Below are 20,584 nucleotides of genomic sequence, written 5' to 3' on the forward strand. Positions count from 1 at the left end.
TTGATAATGATTATAATTAATTGAAAATTCTATCGTTAAGTAATTTATATAAAACCAAAAAACAGCCGCGACGATTTGATCGTCATAGCTGTTTTTTATACTTAAGAGTTAACCTTAACGCATTGCATTCAAACGTTGATACCCATCAAAATGTTTGCTCCAGTAGCTATCGTTCAAGCTAGTAATTTGAACACGGTCACCACCGGCGTGAATAAAGCTATTGTTTCCAATAAAAATGCCCATGTGTGAGATGCCTGCACGATATGTGTTTTTAAAGAATACTAAGTCGCCAATTTGGGGAGAACTGACAGGTGAAGAAATTGCATCAAAGCCTGTCGTATTGGTTCTAGGTACATTAATGCCAACTTTATTGTAAACATAATAAATGTATCCACTGCAGTCAAAGCCTCCAGGTGCCGCTCCTCCCCATACATATGGAGTACCTAGCACAGACTTGGCTACATCGACAAGTAGAGTCAAGTTTCCAGAAGTAGAAGGTACAGAAACAATTGGATTTGAAACAGTAATCACAGTTTCTGATAAAGATTTAACATCAACTTTTAGTACTTGACCAACGCGAATCGTAGTCGTTTTCAAGTTGTTAGCACTCATTAACTTTGTCACGGTTGTATTATGCTTTTTAGCAATCTTACTTAAGGTATCTCCGCCAACTACACGATAAGTTGTCGTAGTTGAAGCTACTGGAGTTGTTGCTGGCGCAGAAACTTGAGGCTTGCCATTGACGACTAGCTTTTGACCAGGGTAAATGTTTGTGCCTGATAACCGATTTAATTGCTGCACCGAACTGACACTAGTATTATGCACTCGTGCAATTTTAGATAAAGTATCACCAGCTTTTACTGTGTATGTATTCGTACTAGTAGAACTTATAGGGGCTTTTGCTGTTGTTGTTTTTTGTGGAACGGCAACTGTCGCTGAAGTAGCAGCGACTTTAATTGTCTGGTTTGGATAAATTGAATTTGATGCTAGTTTATTCCATGTAAGTAATTGATCTACTGAAACTTTATTGCTTGAAGCAATTTCCCATAAAGTATCTCCCGGTTTAACTGTATAACTACTCGCTTCTGTATCAGAAGTTCCAATAGCAAGTGATAGTGCCGTAGCTGCAAATAACGTGAAAATAATCTTTCTCATCCTCAAGCCCCTTTTTCATTATCTTATTCACCAATAATTCAATCTTTTTTAACAACTGTTTTAATTCTATATAAACAATGATATATAGGCAATAAGCTTTATATTACAGTTGTGTTACAAAGATGATAGTCCTGAAAAAAAGATAAAATATGTTTTATAAGAAAAATAATGATTTTTTTTCAATAGTTTATGGTCTTTGTATAAACTATATCGGTAGTTTTGGTCAAATGTTAATAGCTATTTGCAAATAGCTAGTCAATGCACAATCGTATTGGCTTTTATGGTTATTGCAATATTTAATTTTTTCTGACATTATTGAGTCATATGAAAATAGTTCCATGAAGAGGAGGAGTCGAACATGTACGCAACAATTGGGAAAATTTTTGATCAGACAGTAAGCATGTATCCAAATAAAGAAGCACTAGTTGATATGAGAAGAGATAAGAGGTGGACTTATTCCGAATGGAGTGATGATGTTTACCGGTTAGCCAATGCGTTTGTCGCTGCAGGTATTAGCAAAGGAGATCGTGTTTCGAGCTTTTTGTTTAATAATAGTGAACTGCCTACTGCTTTGTTTGCATGTGCAAAAATCGGAGCTATTTTCAATCCAATCAATTTTCGCTTAAAACCAGAAGAGTTGGCCTATATTCTAGATGATGCGACTCCTGAGATTGTGCTCTTTGAAGAAGCATTACGAGAGACTGTCGAAAAGGTAGCACCCCAATTTCCGAGTATTCAATTTTGGTTTATAGATGATGAAGTGCCAGAATATGCTGTGAGCTATCAGGATCAAATCAAGTGCGCACCGACGTCAGACCCACTTGTTCATGTAGATGAAATGGATATTTATGCCATCATGTATACGAGTGGAACGACAGGACGACCAAAAGGAGTTATTCATCTCCATCGCAACATGGCTGAACAGAGTATGACGTGCATCGCAATGCTCAACTACACGAAAAACGATGTAGGGCTTGTGATTGCACCGATGTTTCATTGTGCAGAATTGCATTGCAACATCATTCCACGTGTCCAAGCTGGAGCTTCAAGCATCATCATGCACCAGTTCGATCCTCAAGTAGCGGTAGATACCGTTGAAAACGAGAAAGTTTCAGTTATGTTCGGCGTGCCTACAATGTGGAGTATGATGACCACGATAAATGATGCCAATGAAAAAGTTAAAACGTTAAAACGCGGCTTGTATGGTGCAGCACCAATGGCACCTGTACTGGTTAAACGAGTAAAAGAGATATTGGGTATCGAGTTGATTCAAGCATATGGTCAAACAGAGATGGGTCCAGCCATTACGTTTCTTAGTGAAGACGAACAATTGATAAAAGCAGGATCTGCTGGAAAACCTGCCTTTAATCATGAAATTCGAATTGTCCGACCTCAAGATAGCGGTCCTGCAGAACCAGATGATCAAGTAGGTCCCTTTGAAGTAGGAGAAATCATTGTTCAAGGACCAAGTATGATGGCTGGTTATTTTCATAGGCCACAAGCAACAGCACGTGTAATGTACAAAGGATGGTATCATACGAGTGACTTAGGTTATATGGATGAAGATGGTTATTTATATGTATCTGATCGAGTGGATGACATGATCATTAGTGGTGGCGAAAATATTTATCCACGTGAAGTAGAAGATGCTCTTCATGAACACGAACTCATTCAAGACGTTGCTGTTTTAGGAATTCCCGATGAAAAATGGGGTGAGTCAGTGATGGCGTTCATTGTTGTAAAAGACGTATTGCTAACTGAAAAGCATTTAGAAGAGTACTGTCTCAACCATGAAAACCTTGCCCGTTTTAAACGGCCTAGAAAATATTGTTTTGTTGATGAGTTACCACGCAATGCGAGTGGAAAGATTCAAAAGTTCTTATTGCGCGAGCTTTATACTGAGCAAAATGAGTAAGATATAACTGAGAAATAAAGAGACTTACAAGTCAAAAAGGAGAATGCTACCGTGGAGATGAAACCGCTAGAAGATACGATTATAGGTGTATTGGGAATTGAGTTAGGTGAAATTACTCCAGAAAAAGTCATAGCTACAATGCCTGTACACGGTGCTACTCATCAATTGTTCGGACAACTTCACGGAGGAGCATCAGTGGTTTTGGCTGAAACTGTAGCAAGTGTTGGTACATGGCATTTAATCGATCAAGAAAACGAGCTCGCAGTAGGGTTAGAAATCAATGCCAATCACATGCGAGGTAAACAAGATGGCATCGTAACAGCTATTGGCACACCACTTCACAAAGGACGAACAACGATGGTGTGGGATATTAAAATCGTTGATGAGGCTGAAAAACTTATCTGCGTGTCGAGATGTACAGTAGCCATCGTCAAAAAGAAAAAGTAACAACTCCGAGCAAACTTAACCCCTTACTCTATTGTTCGAGTGAGGGGTTTTACTGTATTGATTATGGGATTTTCGTCAAAAGACATGTTAGTATAGGCATAACAAAATGCAAAGAGAGAGTGGTTACTATGTTCAATTCTTTAACAGAATTAATGGATAAAAAAGGTTTGAAAGACAAGCGTTCAGTCTCTTGGAATCAGATTTGTCAGGAAGAACGTCTATCAGAGAAGTTTATTAAAGAAAATCTGGATCAAGTAAATTGGAAATTAATCTCGGGTTATCAAGAATTATCAGAAGGCTTTATCCAAAAGTATATAAATCGATTGTTCTGGGATGACATTATTAAAACACAGGAACTTTCTGAAGATTTTATTGAAAGATATGCAGATAAAAAGAAATGGCATCCAATTGATGCATATGAACTGAGTAAAAAGCAACAAAAAATATTCGAAAAAGAAGGCACACCATTTGATGCGGCAGATTATTGGAAGTTTGTTTCAACAAGGCAAAACTTAGCGAATGCTAAAGGGTTATCCCCTGCATTTATCGAAAAACACCAAGACCAATTAGGCTGGACAGAACTTAGTCGCTATCAGTATTTGCCAATGCCGTTAATTCATCGTCATGCACGCCAAGTTGATTGGCTTCTCGTCACACGTCATCAAGTATTATCCGAGCGTTTTATCGAAAAGTACAGCAACGACGTCGAGTGGGAAAAAATTACGTTTTATCAATCTTTATCTGAACGTTTTATCAACCGTCATCAAGCAAAAATGAGTTGTATTTCAGCGGAAGAAAAACGGTCGGAGGCTTTTCTTTATACTCATTTTGATAAGTTGGATGCAGCCTCGGTTTTAGCACATCAAAAATTGCTTGAAGTGAAAAAATACAAACCTTTTGATGTCTACGTAGTAACAAAAGATGCTGGGAAAAAATACATTCTAAACTTTCATGAAGATGCGCTAGGTTTGGAGAAAACGCGCAAAGTAAATGGAGAAGAGCTGCATGAGTATTTGGAAGAAAATCATTTACTTGCAACAATTGAAGAAGATTTTCCAGAATTAATAGTCGTTAAAGATTTTTCAGAAGAAACAGAGTATACTAAATAAAAAATTGAAAGTTGGGATTACCTTCATGGCTTTTACAGACTTATCGATTGCGAGCGAAGCGACAATCTTGCCGATTCTAGAAATTGCAGAGAAAGCAGGTATTTCAAAAGATGCGTTGGAATTATATGGGAACTTTAAAGCGAAAATCAATGTAGATCAACTGCGTCCGGTTCAAAAAATGGGTCAAGTGGTGTTAGTAACGGCGATCAGTCCTACTCCAGCAGGAGAAGGTAAGTCTACAGTAACGGTTGGGCTTGCCGATGCGCTTAAACAATTAAAAGAATCAGTAGCGGTGGCCCTTCGTGAACCTTCATTAGGTCCAGTTATGGGCATGAAGGGCGGAGCTACTGGTGGTGGGTTTGCGCAAGTTTTACCAATGGAAGATATTAATTTGCATTTCACAGGTGATATCCATGCCATTACTTCAGCCAATAATGCGTTAGCTGCATTAATCGATAATCATTTACATCAAAAAAATGTTCTCCATATCGATCCACGCCGTATTACGTGGAAGCGAGTATTGGATATTAATGATCGATCGCTACGCCAAGTTACAATTGGATTAGGTGGACCAGGTCAAGGAATACCACGTCAAGATGGTTTCGATATTACAGTGGCCTCGGAAATTATGGCTGTGTTATGTTTGGCTACTTCACTAGCTGACTTAAAAGAGCGATTAGCTCAAATGGTCATTGGTTATACGTATGACAAAGCGCCAGTGACTGTTAGAGATCTTGGTGCAGAAGGTGCTTTAACCTTATTGTTGAAAGAAGCATTTAAACCGAACTTGGTTCAAACAATTGAAGGAACACCTGCAATCGTACATGGCGGACCTTTTGCAAATATTGCACATGGCTGTAACTCGCTGATTGCCACAAATACAGCACGACAACTAGCAGATATCGTAGTAACAGAAGCGGGATTTGGTGCGGATTTAGGTGCCGAGAAATTTATGCACATTAAGTCAAGAAAAGGTGGATTTAATCCAGATGCTGTTGTGATTGTTGCCACTATTCGTGCGCTTAAAATGCATGGCGGTGTGACAAAAGACAGTTTGTCTGCAGAAAATGTAGATGCTGTTGGACATGGCATGGTCAATTTAGCGAAGCATGTGGACACCATTCGACAATTTGGCATTGAGCCAGTTATAGCACTCAATCGCTTTTCTGGAGACAGCGACGAAGAGCTATCAAATGTACTAGCGTGGGCTAAAAAAGAAGGTATTGCAATTGCTTTGACAGAAGTGTGGGAAAAAGGCGGCAAAGGTGGAATTGCACTAGCTAAACTAGTAAAACAAGAACTCCAGCGCCCAACAAATTTCAATTTTCTTTATAAAGAAGAAGATTCTTTTGAAGAAAAACTTCGCACAATTGTTCAAAAAGTTTATGGAGGAGCAGATGTACAGTTATCTGATGTTGCACAAAAACAACTGGTAGAATTGAAAAACTTCGGTTGGGATTCATTACCTATTTGTATGGCAAAAACACAGTATTCCTTATCTGATCAACCCAAACTAATGGGACGTCCAGAAGGATTCACTATCACAATTCGTGAAATTATTCCAAAATTAGGCGCGGGCTTTTTAGTGTGCTTAACAGGTGATATCATGACGATGCCAGGTCTACCTAAGAAACCAGCTGCCTTGAGTATGGACGTAACTGCTGATGGAAATGCAATCGGTTTATTCTGAACAATAAAGACTTGGGCAGCAGCTCCAAGTCTTTTTTAGTTACATAAATGGTGGAATGTAGAGAGTTATTTTAGTCAAAACAAATAAAATGACTTTGCTGAAAATGTAGGAGGAACGACTATGAAATGCCACATCACCGTCACTGACTTTGTAGAAAAAAACACAGCCATTTACGTGCAAGTTACTGTTTACGATGAGCAAAAAAATCAATGGTATCAAGAAGAATTGCGATTTTTGGATGAACGATTATATGGGGATTTAGTGCACGTAAAAAAATCTCCACTGACTGAGCAATGTCGACTAGAAACTATTACGTATTTAAAAAAATATTTTAATCGGTAAAATGTGCACGTAAAGGAGAGAATAGCGTGAGGTTTCAATCAAAACGTCAACAACTACTAACTCAAGGGTTAACCATTTACCAAGATGGATTTGGATCGGTTAAAGAAACACGCTGCATTCCCGCAAACGAGGACGTAACTGAAATTGAATTCATGGATGTCTCTCCAAAAGTGGAGGTAGCTTCTATTTTGTTAGAAGGTATACACGTACTAGAGCAAAGTTACAATACCAACTTAATCAGCAAAAAAAGCCTTCTAGAAAAGTATTTGGGTAAAATAATTGTCGTGGGGAACGAAGAATTGAGTCAAAAACGAGAAGTACGCTTAGTAAGCGCCTCTGCTGAAATTATTGTCGAGCGAGTAGATACAAAACAAGTAATTATCAATCCAGAAGGGCAACTCATTTTACCTTCCTTACCAGACGGCTTGTTAACAACACCAACATTGGTATGCAAAATAAAACCTATCCCAAAAGACGTAGAAGCAAAAATTTCTTATTTAACGAGTGGATTAGAATGGCAAGTAAACTACGTAGCAAAAATAAGTGATTCGAAATTAGATTTCATAGGCTGGATTCAACTTTCCAATAATACTGGCATGGATTTTTTAACTAGTCGACTAAAATTAGCTTCTGGAAAAATTTATCGGCAAAAGGATGTGCACTCGCTAATTCCGCAAACTCGAATGCTTTCTATAGCAGATCAAGGTGATTCGGTTTTTGAAGCGCATGAATTTGCAGATACTCACATATACACTATAGATCGGCAGGTTGATCTCCCACAGGGGCAGATGAAACAGATTAGTTTTCTACAACTAAAAGATGTCACTTTCCGTAAAGTATATAAACTAGAAGCGCATAGTGAACGAGCAAAAGTAGTCGTTGAATTCGATAACACAGAAGCCAATCAACTTGGCATACCATTGCCAATGGGAACCTTGAAAGTATATGAGCAAGATCAAGATGGCGAAATGGAGTTTATCGGCGAAAATACAATTAATAGTACAGCCAAACAACAAAAAATATCGATAGGGATAGGTGAAGTATTCGATATTATCAGTCAAAATCGGGAAAAAAAGCGCGAAAGAAAAGAACGGTTTGACTATGTCACACATGTCTACACCTTGGAAAACCGGAAATCAGATTATGCACGTGTTGTCGTTAATCACCAAATTTTTGAACAGGTTTGGAAAATGGAATCATCCAGTCATGACTATGAGATGAAAAGATCGAATGAACTAGAGTTTCGCGTTCATATCGCTGCAGAGAAAAAAACAGAAGTGGAGTTTACTTACAAAGTAGACAACAGTGCTAGAATAAATGGTCACTAAATAAAAACTAGTATTTTATATGTAAAGGGGAATGAGTTGTATGTTTAAAAAAATGGCTTCAGAAGCACTTGGTTTATCAGATATTGGAAAAATAATCGATCCACAAGACTTTGACAAGACAGACTCAGATGACTATGTCATGCATGAAGATGACGAGAAAATCTATTTTCTAATTAAGACAAAAGCGGATGAATACTGCTTTACAAACCTTGCGATCATTCATGTTGATGGTGAAAGTGCGATCTCGTCTAAACGGACATTAAAACGTTTTCCGTATTCTCAGCATACTATTTCAAATGTTGTACTCGAAACTGCTGGAAAAATAGACTTGGATATTGAACTTGCCTTTACTGTAGGAATAATACCTTTTAAAATTGATGTTCAAAAACAACAAGCAAACCGTTTAACTGATCTTTATAAATCTTTATTGAGGATTGCAGAAAGTACGCATGAAAATGAGATTGTGATTAATATGGCAACTGATAGCTTGAACAAAGCTGTGACAATTTTGCAAAACTCACGAGTTGGCGATGTGTCATTAGGTGATGAATACTCGAAACTGACTGATTTTGGTTTTACTTGGATGACTTCTGTACGAAATCAGTATCATGTAAAAGATTTTGGCGATGTATTTGAAAAGTATATCAATAATTAAAATGCTACTTGATAAAGATGGACGCTTTGTTGGCGCCGTTTTTTTCTTTTATTTAAAACAAATTGGGAAGGGGAAGGACTATGTATAAAACGACTTTAACGCCGAGAGTGTCAGAAACAGACGCAGTTGGTCATATTAACAACACAACGTTGCCTGTATGGTTCGAAGCTGCTAGAAATCCATTATTCGACTTGTTTACACCAGATCATGATTTTGCAAACTGGAAACTGGTAATTGTGAAAACTACACTAGAATTTATCGGTCAACTTTATTTTGGTGAAGATGTTGAGATGCGTATTTGGGTTGAGAAAATTGGGAAAGGCAGTTTAGAGTTGCATGAAGAACTGCACCAAGCCGGAAACCTTTGCGCTCGAAATAAAGCCGTGTATGTAAACTACAATTTAGAGAAACAGCAGTCTGAAAAAATTCCAGAAGCAATCCGTCAAGAGTTGTCGAAACATTTATGGGAAACAAGCAACTAGTGAAATCAATAACTATCTGAATAAGTAGAATACTTTTTTAACTTTTAGCTCTCTTGAAAAAGTGAGACAGCGTGCTATAATTAGACCATTCAAATACGATTCACTCATATAATAGCGAGAATAAGGCTCGCAAGTTTCTACCGGTTTACCGTAAATAAACTGACTATGAGAAGCAACGAAGCAGAGAAAGCGCGCTATTTAGCGTCCGTTTTCTGTTTCCTTTCGAATTCAAGCTCGAAGGACATTGCTCCACTCATGGTATGAATGGACGCACGTTCTGAAGGCTTTTTTTATTGCCTTCAGTCGTGACAGAAGAGGGGCTGACAGCATGAAAAAGTTACAAGATAAAATTTTATCGGACGGCAAGGTCTTGTCGGAATCGGTATTAAAAGTAGATTCATTTTTAAATCATCAAATCGATCCACCGTTAATGCAAGCGATTGGAGAAGAATTTGCATCGCGCTTTAAAAACGCGGGCATCACTAAAATTCTAACACTCGAATCATCAGGAATTGCGCCAGCCATGATGACAGGTCTTGTTCTAGGCGTTCCGGCTGTATTTGCAAGAAAACGTAAATCACTGACATTAGTTGATCATATGTATACAGCGAGTGTTTATTCGTTTACTAAAAATGAAACAAATGATATCTCGGTATCAAAAGATTTTATTCAACAAAACGATGTTGTATTGGTTATGGATGATTTTCTCGCGAATGGACAAGCAGCACTTGGATTACTCGACATAGTCGAACAGTCAGAAGCCAAGTTAGCAGGTATTGGCATCGTTATTGAAAAAGGATTTCAACCAGGTGGCAGCTTGCTTCGCAAACAAGGCATTCGTGTAGAAACACTGGCAAACATTGCGTCTTTAGAAAATGGGCAAGTGACATTTTTGGAGGAGGCTGACACGCAATGAAAAAGATGTTAGGTGAAACGGCTTTAGGATTTCAACATGTACTAGCAATGTATGCAGGAGCTGTATTGGTACCGTTAATCGTAGGCGACGCACTTGGGTTAACGGCAGAGCAATTAACGTATCTTGTAGCGATTGATATTTTGCTTTGCGGTGTAGCAACAATTCTCCAAATTGTCAGCAACCGTTTTTTCGGTATCGGACTTCCCGTTGTGCTGGGCTGTACATTTACTGCTGTTGGACCAATGATTGCCATTGGTGGGCAATATGGAATATCTGCTATTTATGGCGCTATTCTTGTTTCAGGATTATTTGTCGTGTTAATTAGCGGGTTTTTTGGTAGTTTGGTTCGTTTTTTCCCTCCTGTCGTTACCGGCACGGTTGTTACAATTATCGGAATCACGTTGATTCCTGTTGCAATTAACAATATGGGCGGAGGACAAGGAGCCAGTGATTTTGGTTCACTTAGCAACATTGGCCTGTCTTTTGGGACTTTGCTGTTTATCGTTTTTGTATTTAGATTTTCTAGCGGTTTTATGAGAGCTATTGCAATATTACTCGGATTAGTTGGTGGAACAGTAGTAGCAACTTTTCTAGGAAAAGTAGATTTTTCTCCTATCGCGGATGCATCTTATTTCCATATGGTTGAGCCTTTTTATTTCGGCATGCCAACATTTGAATTACCTGCAATTTTAACGATGATTTTAGTGGCCATGGTATCATTAGTTGAATCTACAGGTGTTTACTTTGCGCTTGGAGATATCACAAAAAAGAAAATCGCAGAAAAAGATTTGGCTAAAGGATATCGTGCAGAAGGCTTAGCCATTTTGCTTGGCGGTATTTTCAACTCTTTTCCATACACTGCTTTTTCGCAAAACGTTGGTTTGATTCAGATGTCTGGTGTGAAATCACGCAAAATTATATTTATCGCTGGAGTAATGTTGATTACTCTTGGGTTTGTTCCGAAAATCGCTGCTGTAACAACCATTATCCCACCTTCAGTTCTTGGGGGAGCCATGATTGCAATGTTCGGTATGGTTATCGCACAAGGCATTAAAATGTTAAGTACTGTTATTACCGACTCGCAAGACAACTCGATGATTATTGCTTGTTCTGTAGGTATTGGACTTGGTGTTACAGTGGTGCCTGAATTGTTTGTTCAGTTGCCATCGAGTATTCAAATTTTAACCAGTAATGGAATCGTTGCTGGTAGTGTTACAGCTATCGTATTAAATATCTTGTTTAATATGTTGCCTTCTAGAAAGCGCAAGCACAGTTTAGCTTCGATAAAAGAAAGTGTAATAAACGAAGGATAACCAAAACGAGCAAGTCGCATATGCGACTTGCTCGTTTTTTTAGTTGCTATGAATTGAAAGGAAATCGAGCGTTTTTTGAAGTGTTTCACGTGCATCATCCGTACTTAGATCATATTGATATTGATGTTTGAGATTTTTTTGAGTGTCTTCAAAAAAGACAGAATTGACTTGTACGTTATTAGCTTTCAATACCGTGACCAATTCAGCAGATTGCGACACAAAAGGGTCAGCATCTCCAACTGTGATGAAAGCAGGCGGAAAGTCAGCGTTGATGTGTTGGACTGTAGAAAGTTCATCAATTTCTGAAAAAGATTCGAACGGTTTAGCACCAGTATAGGCAGTTAAGAAAAGTTCGATGTTTGGAAAAGCTGTCGCTCTCACTGAGTCCATATTATATAGGCCGCAAAACAATAAAGCGCCTTGAAGTTGATCGCTAGAAATCGCAGGTTGAATCGCCATAGATTCAGCTAGTTCTGTGTTCGTTATGAGTGCTGCAACTTGACTAGCGATTTGTGCTCCCGCTGAGTCGCCACCAATGAATACACGGTTCATATCATTTCCGTACTTGCTAGCGTGAAGTTGCATATAAGCAAGCGCCTCGTTTGCTTGCGATATCGGACCGGGATACAACGATTCTGGAGCTAATGAATAATTTATATTCGCGACTACGTAACCTGCGTCTGCAAGCGCCATTGCGTAATCTTGGCGACTGTCTTTAGAGCCGCCGATATAGCCCCCACCATGAATCCATAAAATCAAGGGCATAGATGCAGTAGCTTTTCGAGGAGTATAAATATCTAAAAGGCTATTATCAGTCTGGCTATAAGATAAATTCTTAACAACAGCCACTCGTTCTTTAATTTCATGAATTGTCGGAGGTGGACTAAATGCTGCAGAACCTGAGATTTGTATAGAGGCTGATACATCAGGAGAAGTTGCAGTTTCTTCGAAAATGACAATAGCGCCGAAGAGCATGATAAAAAAAGTTGAAATTATCCACTTTTTTTGAGTCTGTATTTTTGTTTTTACTCTCATCCTGTTCATCCTTTAAAGTGAATTCTCATCTACAAAAGGTTATTAAAACTCTGTCTATTAGGGTATAGATGGATTGAACAACACTATATCTACTTTTTTATGTTTAATAGCTATGCTAACACGAATTATCTCATTGACCAATAGATGAACTCATCAAATTGAAATATATTTGTAACAAACAAAGTATGAGATTGCAATACAAGTCGGGTACACCAAGAGGTAGACTTTAAGCGATAGAATGGGAGTGGAGAAATGTTCGGACTAGCCGATTTGATTTCGTTAGTCATTTCAGCATTTATTATTTTGCCTGTCGTTGTATTTTTACGAGAATCGGGTTATTTGTTGATGAGTTTGATTTTAGGCGTTAAGAACCCAAGAATGACTATTGGGTCAGGTGGCAGAATTATTAAAATCGGAATGTTCGATATCCGTAAATACTATCACTTGTATAGTTGGTTTTCATACGATTCGTTAAAACGAGAAGGCAAGTTTGCTTATATCTCTCTTTACGCAGGCCCAATTTTGGTGAATATAGCAGTAGCATTCACGTTAAATGCGATGATTGCAAACGGTATGTTTGAAGACAATGCGACGTTTTGGAATCGCTTTGTGTTTTATGCATTCTACTATGTATTATTTGATGTTATTCCAATGAAAACAGCAAACGGCATGCCGAATAATGGACTGATTATCTATGAAATGCTGCGTTATGGAAAAAGAACGGATTTTAACAACGAACCGTTTCTTCCTTCTACCACAGAAGTAGAAGAGCAATATCATGAAGACATAGAGAAAATAGAAGAACATAAAGAAAATCAAAAAGATCAAATAGAAGAAGAACGAGAAAAAGAAAATATCTCTAAAACTCAAGAAAAAGAAATAAAAAAAGAAATCGAAAAAGATAAACAAGAAAGTAAGGAAGATCTAGAGGACATCAAAAATCAGAAACAAGACCAGTTAGAAAAACACGAAGACAATATGCCAAAATGAAATACGTGCACCAATAGGACGTAAGTTTGTGGTAAATATCTTTAGTTCGAGATAATGACATGCTAAGATAGTCGAGCAGATCAACAACAAAAGGAGTGCTGTAAAATGTCGAAGAAATCAATGGGAATCCACCACATCACTGCAATTGTCGCAGATCCTCAAGAAAACGTGGACTTTTATGCAGGAGTACTCGGACTGCGTTTAGTAAAGAAAACGGTAAATTTCGACGATCCAGAAACCTATCATTTGTATTTTGGAGACGAGACGGCAAAACCAGGCACAATTATCACGTTCTTTCCATGGGGAGATGCATATAAAGGAAAAATTGGAGATGGCCAAGTAGGGGTCACAACTTATGTAGTTCCGGTTGGAGCGCTGGCTTTCTGGGAAAAAAGATTAGAGAGATTCAACATTTCTTTTTCAAAAACAACTCGTTTTGAAGAACAGTCTTTAACATTCGATGATCCACATGGTTTGCATTTGGAGCTCGTGGAAAGAGAGCAAGGCGAAGCAAATACATGGGAAAAAGGAGAAATCACACCAAATCGTGCTATTAAAGGATTAGGCGGAGCTACTTTATACACAACCAATGCAGAAAAAACAGCCCAATTATTACAAACGGTCATGGGATTTGAAAAAGTTGGCGAAGAAGGAGATTTATTGCGTTTACGTGCAGCAGGAGAACTCGGCAATATAATTGATGTAAAGTTGACTCCGGTGGGAATTGGTCAAATGGGTGTTGGAACGGTTCATCATATTGCTTGGCGTGCAGAAAATGATGCTGATCAACTTGATTGGAAACAACAAGTGGAAACTTATGGACTCGGCGTAACACCCGTTCAAAATCGCAACTACTTTAACGCTATCTACTTCCGTGAATATGGAGATATCTTATTTGAAATCGCAACAGATCCACCAGGATTCGCAATAGACGAATCTTTTGAATCTTTAGGGCAAGCATTGATGCTTCCAGAACAATACGAACAACACAGAAAAAATATTCAACGTGCACTGCCACCCGTACACGTAAGAAACTTGGATTGAGTATAGAAAAGCGGAAGCGACCGTGTAGATTCGACGGGCATAAGACGCACTGGCGAAGTGGCGTACTTTGCCACACAGCCAGAGCGGCGTATGACCCTAGAATCTGGTCGCTGGAGTCTGGACAAAGAAAAGCGGAAGCGACCGTGTAGATTCGACGGGCATAAGACGCACTGGCGAAGTGGCGTACTTTGCCACACAGCCAGAGCGGCGTATGACCCTAGAATCTGGTCGCTGGAGTCTGGACAAAGAAAAGCAGAAGCGCCTATCCATTTCTAACAAGCATAAAAAAGCAACTCTGAATTTTTCAGAGTTGCTTTTTTTCTTTATTTAGAAATCATACTCTGCAACGCCAAAATAATGTTTTGAGGACGTTCCGCTAACCTTCTCATATAATATGCGTACCAGTCCTTGCCAAAAGGCACATACGTAGTGAAGCTAAATCCTTCTTTCGCTAAGTCTTTTTGCATTTCTGAGCGGAAACCATAGAGCATTTGGAACTCGAAACAGTCTCGTGAGATCTTTTTCTCTTGTACAAATGCTTTTACTTGTTCAATAATATGATGATCGTGTGTAGCAATGGATGTATAGCCAGGTGATTGAAGGTGAATCTTGATGAGTTTTAAGTAATTATCGTCAATTTCTTTTTTCTCTTGATAAGAAACTTCTACGCTTTCTTTGTAAGCACCTTTAACAAGACGGAGTCGAACATGTTGTAGGTTTTCTAAATCTTTTTCAGATCGATATAAATAAGCTTGAATAACAGTACCTACGTTTTCATAATCTTTAAGTAAAACATCTAAAATATCAAGTGTCTGTTGCAAGTGGTCATAGTCTTCCATATCTAAATTTACAAACGTATTGTAGTTGGCAGCAGCTGCAACAATTTCCTGAATGTTTTTTAAACAAAACTTAGGATCTACATCTAATCCGATTTGTGTTAATTTGACAGACATATGTCCGTGAACATCATGAGATTGTATAGCTTGGAGTGTTTGTAATATAGCCTCTTTAGCTTTTGTCGCTTCTTCTTTTGTATGAACAAACTCGCCAAGACTATCAATTGTTGCACTAATTCCATCGGCATTCAGTTGTTCTACTGTCTGCATCATGCTTTCAATATCAGTTCCAGCAACCATTTTTCCAGCGCCCAATTTTAATCCCCATTTTTTAGCAGCACTGTTTAGAGGTTGATTTTTGGACAATGCAATAAAGAAATTTCTTGTTATACTCACTTTAATTCCCTCCCATACGGTTAAACCCCTTATACAAAAAACGAATATAGAATAAGTGTTATTTTACGAAATATAGACTATATCATTCATTATTCAATCAGAGCATATCATATATAGACAGAAAACAAAAAAAATTAAAACAAGTAAAAGCATTCCAGCTTTTCTTACAGTCACTGAGAAAGCTAAGTAGAAAAAGATAGCAAAGTATATTAGGATACAAAAGAGTGTAGAATAGAACAGATAACAAAGATTGTCAGGAGGACTAGAATGAATCGGAAAGTCGCTGTAGCATTTACTTTTTCAGTTTCATCATACGCCTCGCTGCATTTTATTACTTATTTTTATCATGCGAGTGTGTTATCTGCGATGCTTTCGATTACGGGTGTTTTAACATTGCTGTCAGCCTTGCTTTTACTACCCATTAAAAAAATTCAATTGCAATTATGTTTAATCATTACAGCTTTAAGTGTGTTGTTTTTTACAAGCCATTCTTTTGGAACAGATCTCATTCAAGCTTTGCAGCAAATGAGAAGTTTAATAGGTTTGCTATTGATTGTGCCAATCATTAGTTGGGTTTTAAAAGAAGAACCTTATATAGAAGAAATCATGAGTTTTGCACACAATTTTTTAAACAAAAGTCAAAAATTTTATTTGGGATTAATGGCAATGACTCAAGTGATTTCTCATTTCCTATTGTTTGGTGTTGTTCCGATGATGTATCAGTTTATCGAAACTTTTTTAAAAGACCATAAAGGAGAAGCTTGGGAAAATTTTAAAGGAACAGCTATTTTGCGTGGCTTTGGCTTGTCTACTTTGTGGGTTATTAGTATCCCGAGTTTCATTTTTGCTGTAGAGGCACTAGACGCAACTCTTTGGAAGTCAATCACACTTGGTTTTGTTTTTGCTTTTGCGGGAACTCTACTTTCTGTAGTTTTTTCGTATTACCAAGAAAAGAAATACGATGTGGATTTTTCATCCATTTTAAGACAAGAAGTTGAAAAAGCGATGATGAATTCACGTAACCAAGGAAAGTGGAATAAAGATGTAGCAGAGTTCTTTTTTTTGTTTCTTTCTTTATTTGGAACGATTTTCCTAGTTCACGAACTAACAGGGCTAGAATTTCTATTGACCATTCCACTTGTAATACTTGTTTGGACATTTTTTTACTTCCTACTTAAAAGAAGAACGGCTAGTTTGGCTGTCGAAACTCGTTTTTATTTTTCTGCAGGGATCGCTAAACAAGCACAGCAATTTAGTATTTTAATGTCTGCAGGTTTACTGATTTACGCACTCAATCAATCGAGTGTAGGCGGCTACGTTATTAACGCAATGAATTTTTTAACAGGAATTGTTCCGTTCTTGAATATTTTATTCTTAATTCCGTTCATTGTTATTTTGTTAGGATTTATCGGGTTGGGACCTTTGCCGGTAATTGTACTAGTGACCGGCGTCTTAGAAGGTATTTCTTTTCCTTACCCACCCGAATTGGTTGTTTTGGCAATAACATCAGGAAGTGTCATTTCGATTATTTTATCTCCGTTTGTCATGCCGGTCATTATTTTAAGTAGTATCAATGGCTTGAGTGGAATTCGAAATGGCCTTCAATTTAATTTGAAGTACGCGATTGCTTTTTATATCATGGTTCAACTTTTTATTCAAACAATTATTCTGTTATAGTAACGTTTTAAAGTGTGTGCAAAACTTGTACACGCTTTTTTAGTTAGTACGAAGAAATTGAAAGTAGTGAACACGTAGCGTATAATTATAAATAACTGAATATTAAAAATGGGAGGAACTATAATGACTAAAAAGATCCAGACGGAAAAAGTAGCAGTGGATACGCTGATGGTTAACCGCTATGTAAATGGTGTTCTAGATCCTGGAAAAGAAATGCTTGGACCTGTCAAAGATGGAGGGCATATTATTGCGCATACTGCTCCTGGATGTTGGGGTCCCATGATCACACCATGTATTCGAGGAGGACACGAAGTGACGCAACCGGTTTATGTGGAAGGTGCAGAACCAGGAGACGGAATTGTCATTAAAATCAAATCTGTTGAAGTCACGTCGCACGCTACTTCTTCAGGAAATGATAGTCCAGTTGAAGGTCGTTTTCTGGGAGATCCTTTTATTGCAGTAAAATGTCCTGGTTGTGGAACGATGTATCCAGATACCGTAATTAAAGGAGTTGGCAGCGAGGCCATTCGTTGCGCTAACTGTGATGCAGATGTCACACCTTTTGTGTTTACCAATGGTTATACTATGTTTTTTAGTGATAAGGGAGACGTAGGGATTACACTTTCCAAAGAAGCAGCAGAGACAATTGCAGAAGACGGGCGTGGGTATATGAAAACGCCCGAGAACTCTGTTCAAAATCCAATTGTCACATTTGCACCTCATGATTTAATCGGCACCATCGCACGCATGCGTCCTTTTTTAGGGCAATTAGGAACAACACCTTCACGTCCAACTCCAGACTCGCACAATGCAGGAGATTTTGGATCGTTTCTTGTAGGTGCTCCGCATGAATATGCGAGCACACAAGAAGAATTAGACACTCACCGAACAGATGGTCATATGGATATTAGCCGTGTGCGCGCAGGATCTGTATTGATTTGTCCAGTGAAAGTTCCAGGCGGTGGTATTTATTTAGGAGATATGCACGCGATGCAAGGAGATGGAGAAATTGCGGGACATACTGCAGATGTTTCGGGTATTGTTCATTTGGAAGTCCATGTGATTAAAGGATTAAATAACGCTGGACCTATTCTTTTACCGACTATTGAAGATTTACCATACACAGCTAAACCCTTTACAGAAAAAGAAAAAGAAACGGCTCTGCAACTCGCGAAAAAATGGAATATCGATAAACTGGAAGAATCGCTACCCGTTTCTTTTGTTGGGACAGGTCCAACTTTGAATGGTGCAACTGACAATGGGTTGCAGCGTGCAGCTGATTTGTTCGGAGTGACAGTACCAGAAATTATGAATCGAGCAACTATTACAGGATCTATCGAAATTGGACGACACCCGGGTGTCGTAACAATTACTTTCCTTGCACCAGAACATTACTTAAAAAAAGCAGGGCTTCTGGAATTAGTTAAAGACCAATATTCTTGAAACAGAGCTAGGAAGATGTAGATACAAAAAAACCGTCGCAGCAATTGGACGGTTTCCTTTTTTTAAGTTGATTGTGGAGCGTGAATTTCCCAAGATAACTTTAAGGCACCCGCTAAATAGTCAGCAGCTTCTTGAGCTTTGAAATCGTCGACGATAAATGCAGAATGATTTAATGAATAAATACTTTGTCTTTCGAGAAATAAGGTTTTAATATCTTCAAGAGAACGATCTTTTAGTAAAGGTCGATTATCCGCGAGAAGCTGAACGCGTTCTTTCCAGGACTCCCATGAAATATCAAGAAATAAAACAATACAATTTGTCATGCAAATATCTTGAATTTCTTTTTGCAAAAAAGCACCCCCGCCAACAGAAATAACGTTGAGTGGTTGTTGACTGTATTTTACAATCAAATCTTTTTCTTTGGCTCGAAAAGTTGGTTCACCATAGAGTCTAAAAATTTGAGAAATCGGCATGGCAAATTCTTTTTCAATTTCCACGTCGATATCAACAAAGTTACGATAAAGTCTTTGCGCCAGCAATTGACCGACAGTTGTTTTTCCAGCTCCCATAAAGCCAATGCAGACGATGCTTTTTTCACGGATAGATAAACCGAAGTTCCTCATGGACAGCCTCTTTTCTTTAGTAAGGGTTAATGGGGTCTATCGTTTACTTTACCTTAACCATATTGAAAATTCACGGAGATTATTGAAGAGATAAAAGTATCAAAAAATAAAATCCATTCAGGGGTGATTTAATGGTAGCCAGCTATTTGCTAACAGGTTCATATGCATCTAAATCAGAACCAGGAATTAAACTATGGGAACTGGATAATATCACGGGAGAATTAACAGAACTAATCGGCATAGCGGGCATCGAACGACCCTCTTTTATTGCTGTTCATCCCAATGGCACAAGCTTTGTAGCTACGAGTGAAGTAGGAAACGGTGAATTAGTGAGTTATTGGGTTCATCCTGTTGCTAAAAAAATGGTTGAAATCAATCGCCAACGTTCAAATGGAGACCATCCGGCGCACGTTACAATCGATGAAACGGGTCAATGGTTGTTATCGACGACGTATTCAGGAGCCACGATTAATGTTTACCCGCTTCATGCAGATGGCGCAATTGGAGAAATAGCGTTTTCAGTAAAGCATCACGGCTCTGGTCCAAACCAGGATCGGCAAGATGCAGCACATCCGCATTCAATTATCCAAGTTCCGGGTAAAAACTTGTTTTTAGTATCCGATTTAGGAAATGATACCATTTCTACGTACAAACTAAATTCTGATACGGGTGAGCTAACGCTACAATATACGGCATATACCGAAGCGGGAGCAGGACCGCGCCATTTGAGCTTTCATCCATCTGAACCAGTTGTTTACTCGGTCAATGAACTCAACTCGACATTAATGGTTTATAAAATCAGTCGAGAAGGTCGACTGGAATTTTTTCAATTATTACCTTTAGTGCCAGATAGCTATAATGGAGAAAACACGAGTGCAGAAGTGGCGGTATCGAGTGATGGTCTTTTCGTCTACGCATCAAATCGTGGTCACGATAGTATTGCCTCTTTTTCTGTACAAGCTAATGGTACATTAGAGAATTTGGGACTAGCAGGATCAGGTGGAGAAGGCCCAAGACATTTTGCTCTAGTGCCTGGTAACGATAGATTGATTGTAGCGAACGAAAATTCGCATACCTTAACAACTTTGAAAATAGGTCATTCCGGCACACCTTGTATTATTGAATATTTCATCGAAACGACTGCGCCTGTTTGCGTTAAAGTAATTAAATAAAAAAACTCAATAAAAA

General features: G+C 38.4%; 19 protein-coding genes and 1 riboswitch. Of the genes, 15 read left to right on the top strand and 4 right to left on the bottom strand.

The features are described from left to right. Window positions 1-114 precede the first annotated feature (114 nt). Window positions 115-1,155 carry a C40 family peptidase gene (locus tag I858_RS01595; RefSeq protein ID WP_049694076.1) on the bottom strand — a complete coding sequence of 347 codons (1,041 nt, stop codon included), beginning with the start codon at window positions 1,153-1,155 and terminating at the stop codon, window positions 115-117. Window positions 1,156-1,513: 358 nt separating this feature from the next. Between I858_RS01595 and I858_RS01600 the strand changes: the two genes are divergently transcribed. The 10 genes from I858_RS01600 (at window position 1,514) to I858_RS01645 (ending at window position 11,352) form a co-directional block, all read left to right on the top strand. After that, window positions 1,514-3,070 (top strand): fatty acid--CoA ligase, encoded by a 1,557-nt coding sequence (locus I858_RS01600; RefSeq protein WP_049694075.1) that lies wholly within the window; start codon window positions 1,514-1,516, stop codon window positions 3,068-3,070. A gap of 51 nt (window positions 3,071-3,121) precedes the next feature. Continuing rightward, the gene (locus I858_RS01605; protein ID WP_049694074.1) at window positions 3,122-3,517 is read left to right on the top strand and encodes a hotdog fold thioesterase; all 396 of its coding nucleotides are present in this window, start codon (window positions 3,122-3,124) and stop codon (window positions 3,515-3,517) included. Between the two features lie 128 nt (window positions 3,518-3,645). Then, the gene (locus I858_RS01610) at window positions 3,646-4,626 is read left to right on the top strand and encodes a hypothetical protein (protein WP_049694073.1); all 981 of its coding nucleotides are present in this window, start codon (window positions 3,646-3,648) and stop codon (window positions 4,624-4,626) included. Between the two features lie 25 nt (window positions 4,627-4,651). After that, the gene (locus I858_RS01615; RefSeq protein WP_049694072.1) at window positions 4,652-6,316 is read left to right on the top strand and encodes a formate--tetrahydrofolate ligase; all 1,665 of its coding nucleotides are present in this window, start codon (window positions 4,652-4,654) and stop codon (window positions 6,314-6,316) included. Window positions 6,317-6,436: 120 nt separating this feature from the next. Further along, a complete protein-coding gene (locus I858_RS01620) occupies window positions 6,437-6,658 on the top strand; it encodes a hypothetical protein (protein ID WP_049694071.1) in 222 nt (73 codons plus the stop codon). Between the two features lie 26 nt (window positions 6,659-6,684). After that, entirely contained in the window at window positions 6,685-7,986 is a 1,302-nt protein-coding gene (locus tag I858_RS01625) for a DUF4139 domain-containing protein (protein ID WP_049694070.1), read from the top strand. A gap of 40 nt (window positions 7,987-8,026) precedes the next feature. Continuing rightward, complete coding sequence (locus tag I858_RS01630) at window positions 8,027-8,641, top strand: PH domain-containing protein (RefSeq protein WP_049694069.1); 615 nt, start codon at window positions 8,027-8,029, stop codon at window positions 8,639-8,641. A gap of 80 nt (window positions 8,642-8,721) precedes the next feature. Next, window positions 8,722-9,123, top strand: coding sequence for an acyl-CoA thioesterase (locus I858_RS01635; RefSeq protein ID WP_049694068.1), 402 nt, complete (start codon window positions 8,722-8,724; stop codon window positions 9,121-9,123). Between the two features lie 84 nt (window positions 9,124-9,207). Further along, window positions 9,208-9,309, top strand: a riboswitch (purine riboswitch). A 142-nt stretch (window positions 9,310-9,451) separates the two neighbouring features. Next, complete coding sequence (locus tag I858_RS01640) at window positions 9,452-10,039, top strand: xanthine phosphoribosyltransferase (protein ID WP_049694067.1); 588 nt, start codon at window positions 9,452-9,454, stop codon at window positions 10,037-10,039. Continuing rightward, complete coding sequence (locus I858_RS01645; RefSeq protein ID WP_049694066.1) at window positions 10,036-11,352, top strand: nucleobase:cation symporter-2 family protein; 1,317 nt, start codon at window positions 10,036-10,038, stop codon at window positions 11,350-11,352. The genes I858_RS01640 and I858_RS01645 overlap by 4 nt, the downstream gene beginning before the upstream one ends. A 39-nt stretch (window positions 11,353-11,391) precedes the next feature. On the opposite strand, the gene I858_RS01650 is transcribed toward I858_RS01645, so the two are convergent. After that, entirely contained in the window at window positions 11,392-12,387 is a 996-nt protein-coding gene (locus I858_RS01650; RefSeq protein ID WP_049694065.1) for an alpha/beta hydrolase, read from the bottom strand. Window positions 12,388-12,639: 252 nt separating this feature from the next. Between I858_RS01650 and I858_RS01655 the strand changes: the two genes are divergently transcribed. Both I858_RS01655 and I858_RS01660 read left to right on the top strand, forming a co-directional pair. After that, window positions 12,640-13,377, top strand: coding sequence for a hypothetical protein (locus I858_RS01655; RefSeq protein ID WP_049694064.1), 738 nt, complete (start codon window positions 12,640-12,642; stop codon window positions 13,375-13,377). A gap of 105 nt (window positions 13,378-13,482) precedes the next feature. Next, window positions 13,483-14,421, top strand: a complete 939-nt coding sequence (locus tag I858_RS01660; protein ID WP_049694063.1) for a ring-cleaving dioxygenase — start codon at window positions 13,483-13,485, stop codon at window positions 14,419-14,421. A gap of 323 nt (window positions 14,422-14,744) precedes the next feature. Here I858_RS01660 and I858_RS01665 read toward each other — a convergent pair whose 3' ends face one another. Continuing rightward, window positions 14,745-15,653: a proline dehydrogenase family protein gene (locus I858_RS01665; protein ID WP_049694062.1), complete on the bottom strand. Its 909-nt coding sequence runs from the start codon at window positions 15,651-15,653 to the stop codon at window positions 14,745-14,747. Between the two features lie 267 nt (window positions 15,654-15,920). Here I858_RS01665 and I858_RS01670 point away from each other — a divergent pair, with 267 nt between their 5' ends. Together I858_RS01670 and I858_RS01675 are read left to right on the top strand one after the other, a co-directional pair. After that, the gene (locus I858_RS01670; protein WP_049694061.1) at window positions 15,921-17,330 is read left to right on the top strand and encodes a hypothetical protein; all 1,410 of its coding nucleotides are present in this window, start codon (window positions 15,921-15,923) and stop codon (window positions 17,328-17,330) included. Between the two features lie 123 nt (window positions 17,331-17,453). Beyond that, on the top strand, window positions 17,454-18,773 hold the full coding sequence (locus I858_RS01675) for an acetamidase/formamidase family protein (protein WP_049694060.1): 1,320 nt from the start codon (window positions 17,454-17,456) through the stop codon (window positions 18,771-18,773). A 62-nt stretch (window positions 18,774-18,835) separates the two neighbouring features. Here I858_RS01675 and I858_RS01680 read toward each other — a convergent pair whose 3' ends face one another. Next, window positions 18,836-19,396 (bottom strand): shikimate kinase, encoded by a 561-nt coding sequence (locus tag I858_RS01680; RefSeq protein ID WP_049694059.1) that lies wholly within the window; start codon window positions 19,394-19,396, stop codon window positions 18,836-18,838. Between the two features lie 131 nt (window positions 19,397-19,527). Between I858_RS01680 and I858_RS01685 the strand changes: the two genes are divergently transcribed. Then, the gene (locus I858_RS01685) at window positions 19,528-20,568 is read left to right on the top strand and encodes a lactonase family protein (RefSeq protein WP_049694058.1); all 1,041 of its coding nucleotides are present in this window, start codon (window positions 19,528-19,530) and stop codon (window positions 20,566-20,568) included. Window positions 20,569-20,584: the final 16 nt, after the last annotated feature.

The sequence above is a fragment of the Planococcus versutus genome, from assembly GCF_001186155.3.
GTDB classification, from domain to species: Bacteria; Bacillota; Bacilli; order Bacillales_A; family Planococcaceae; genus Planococcus; species Planococcus versutus.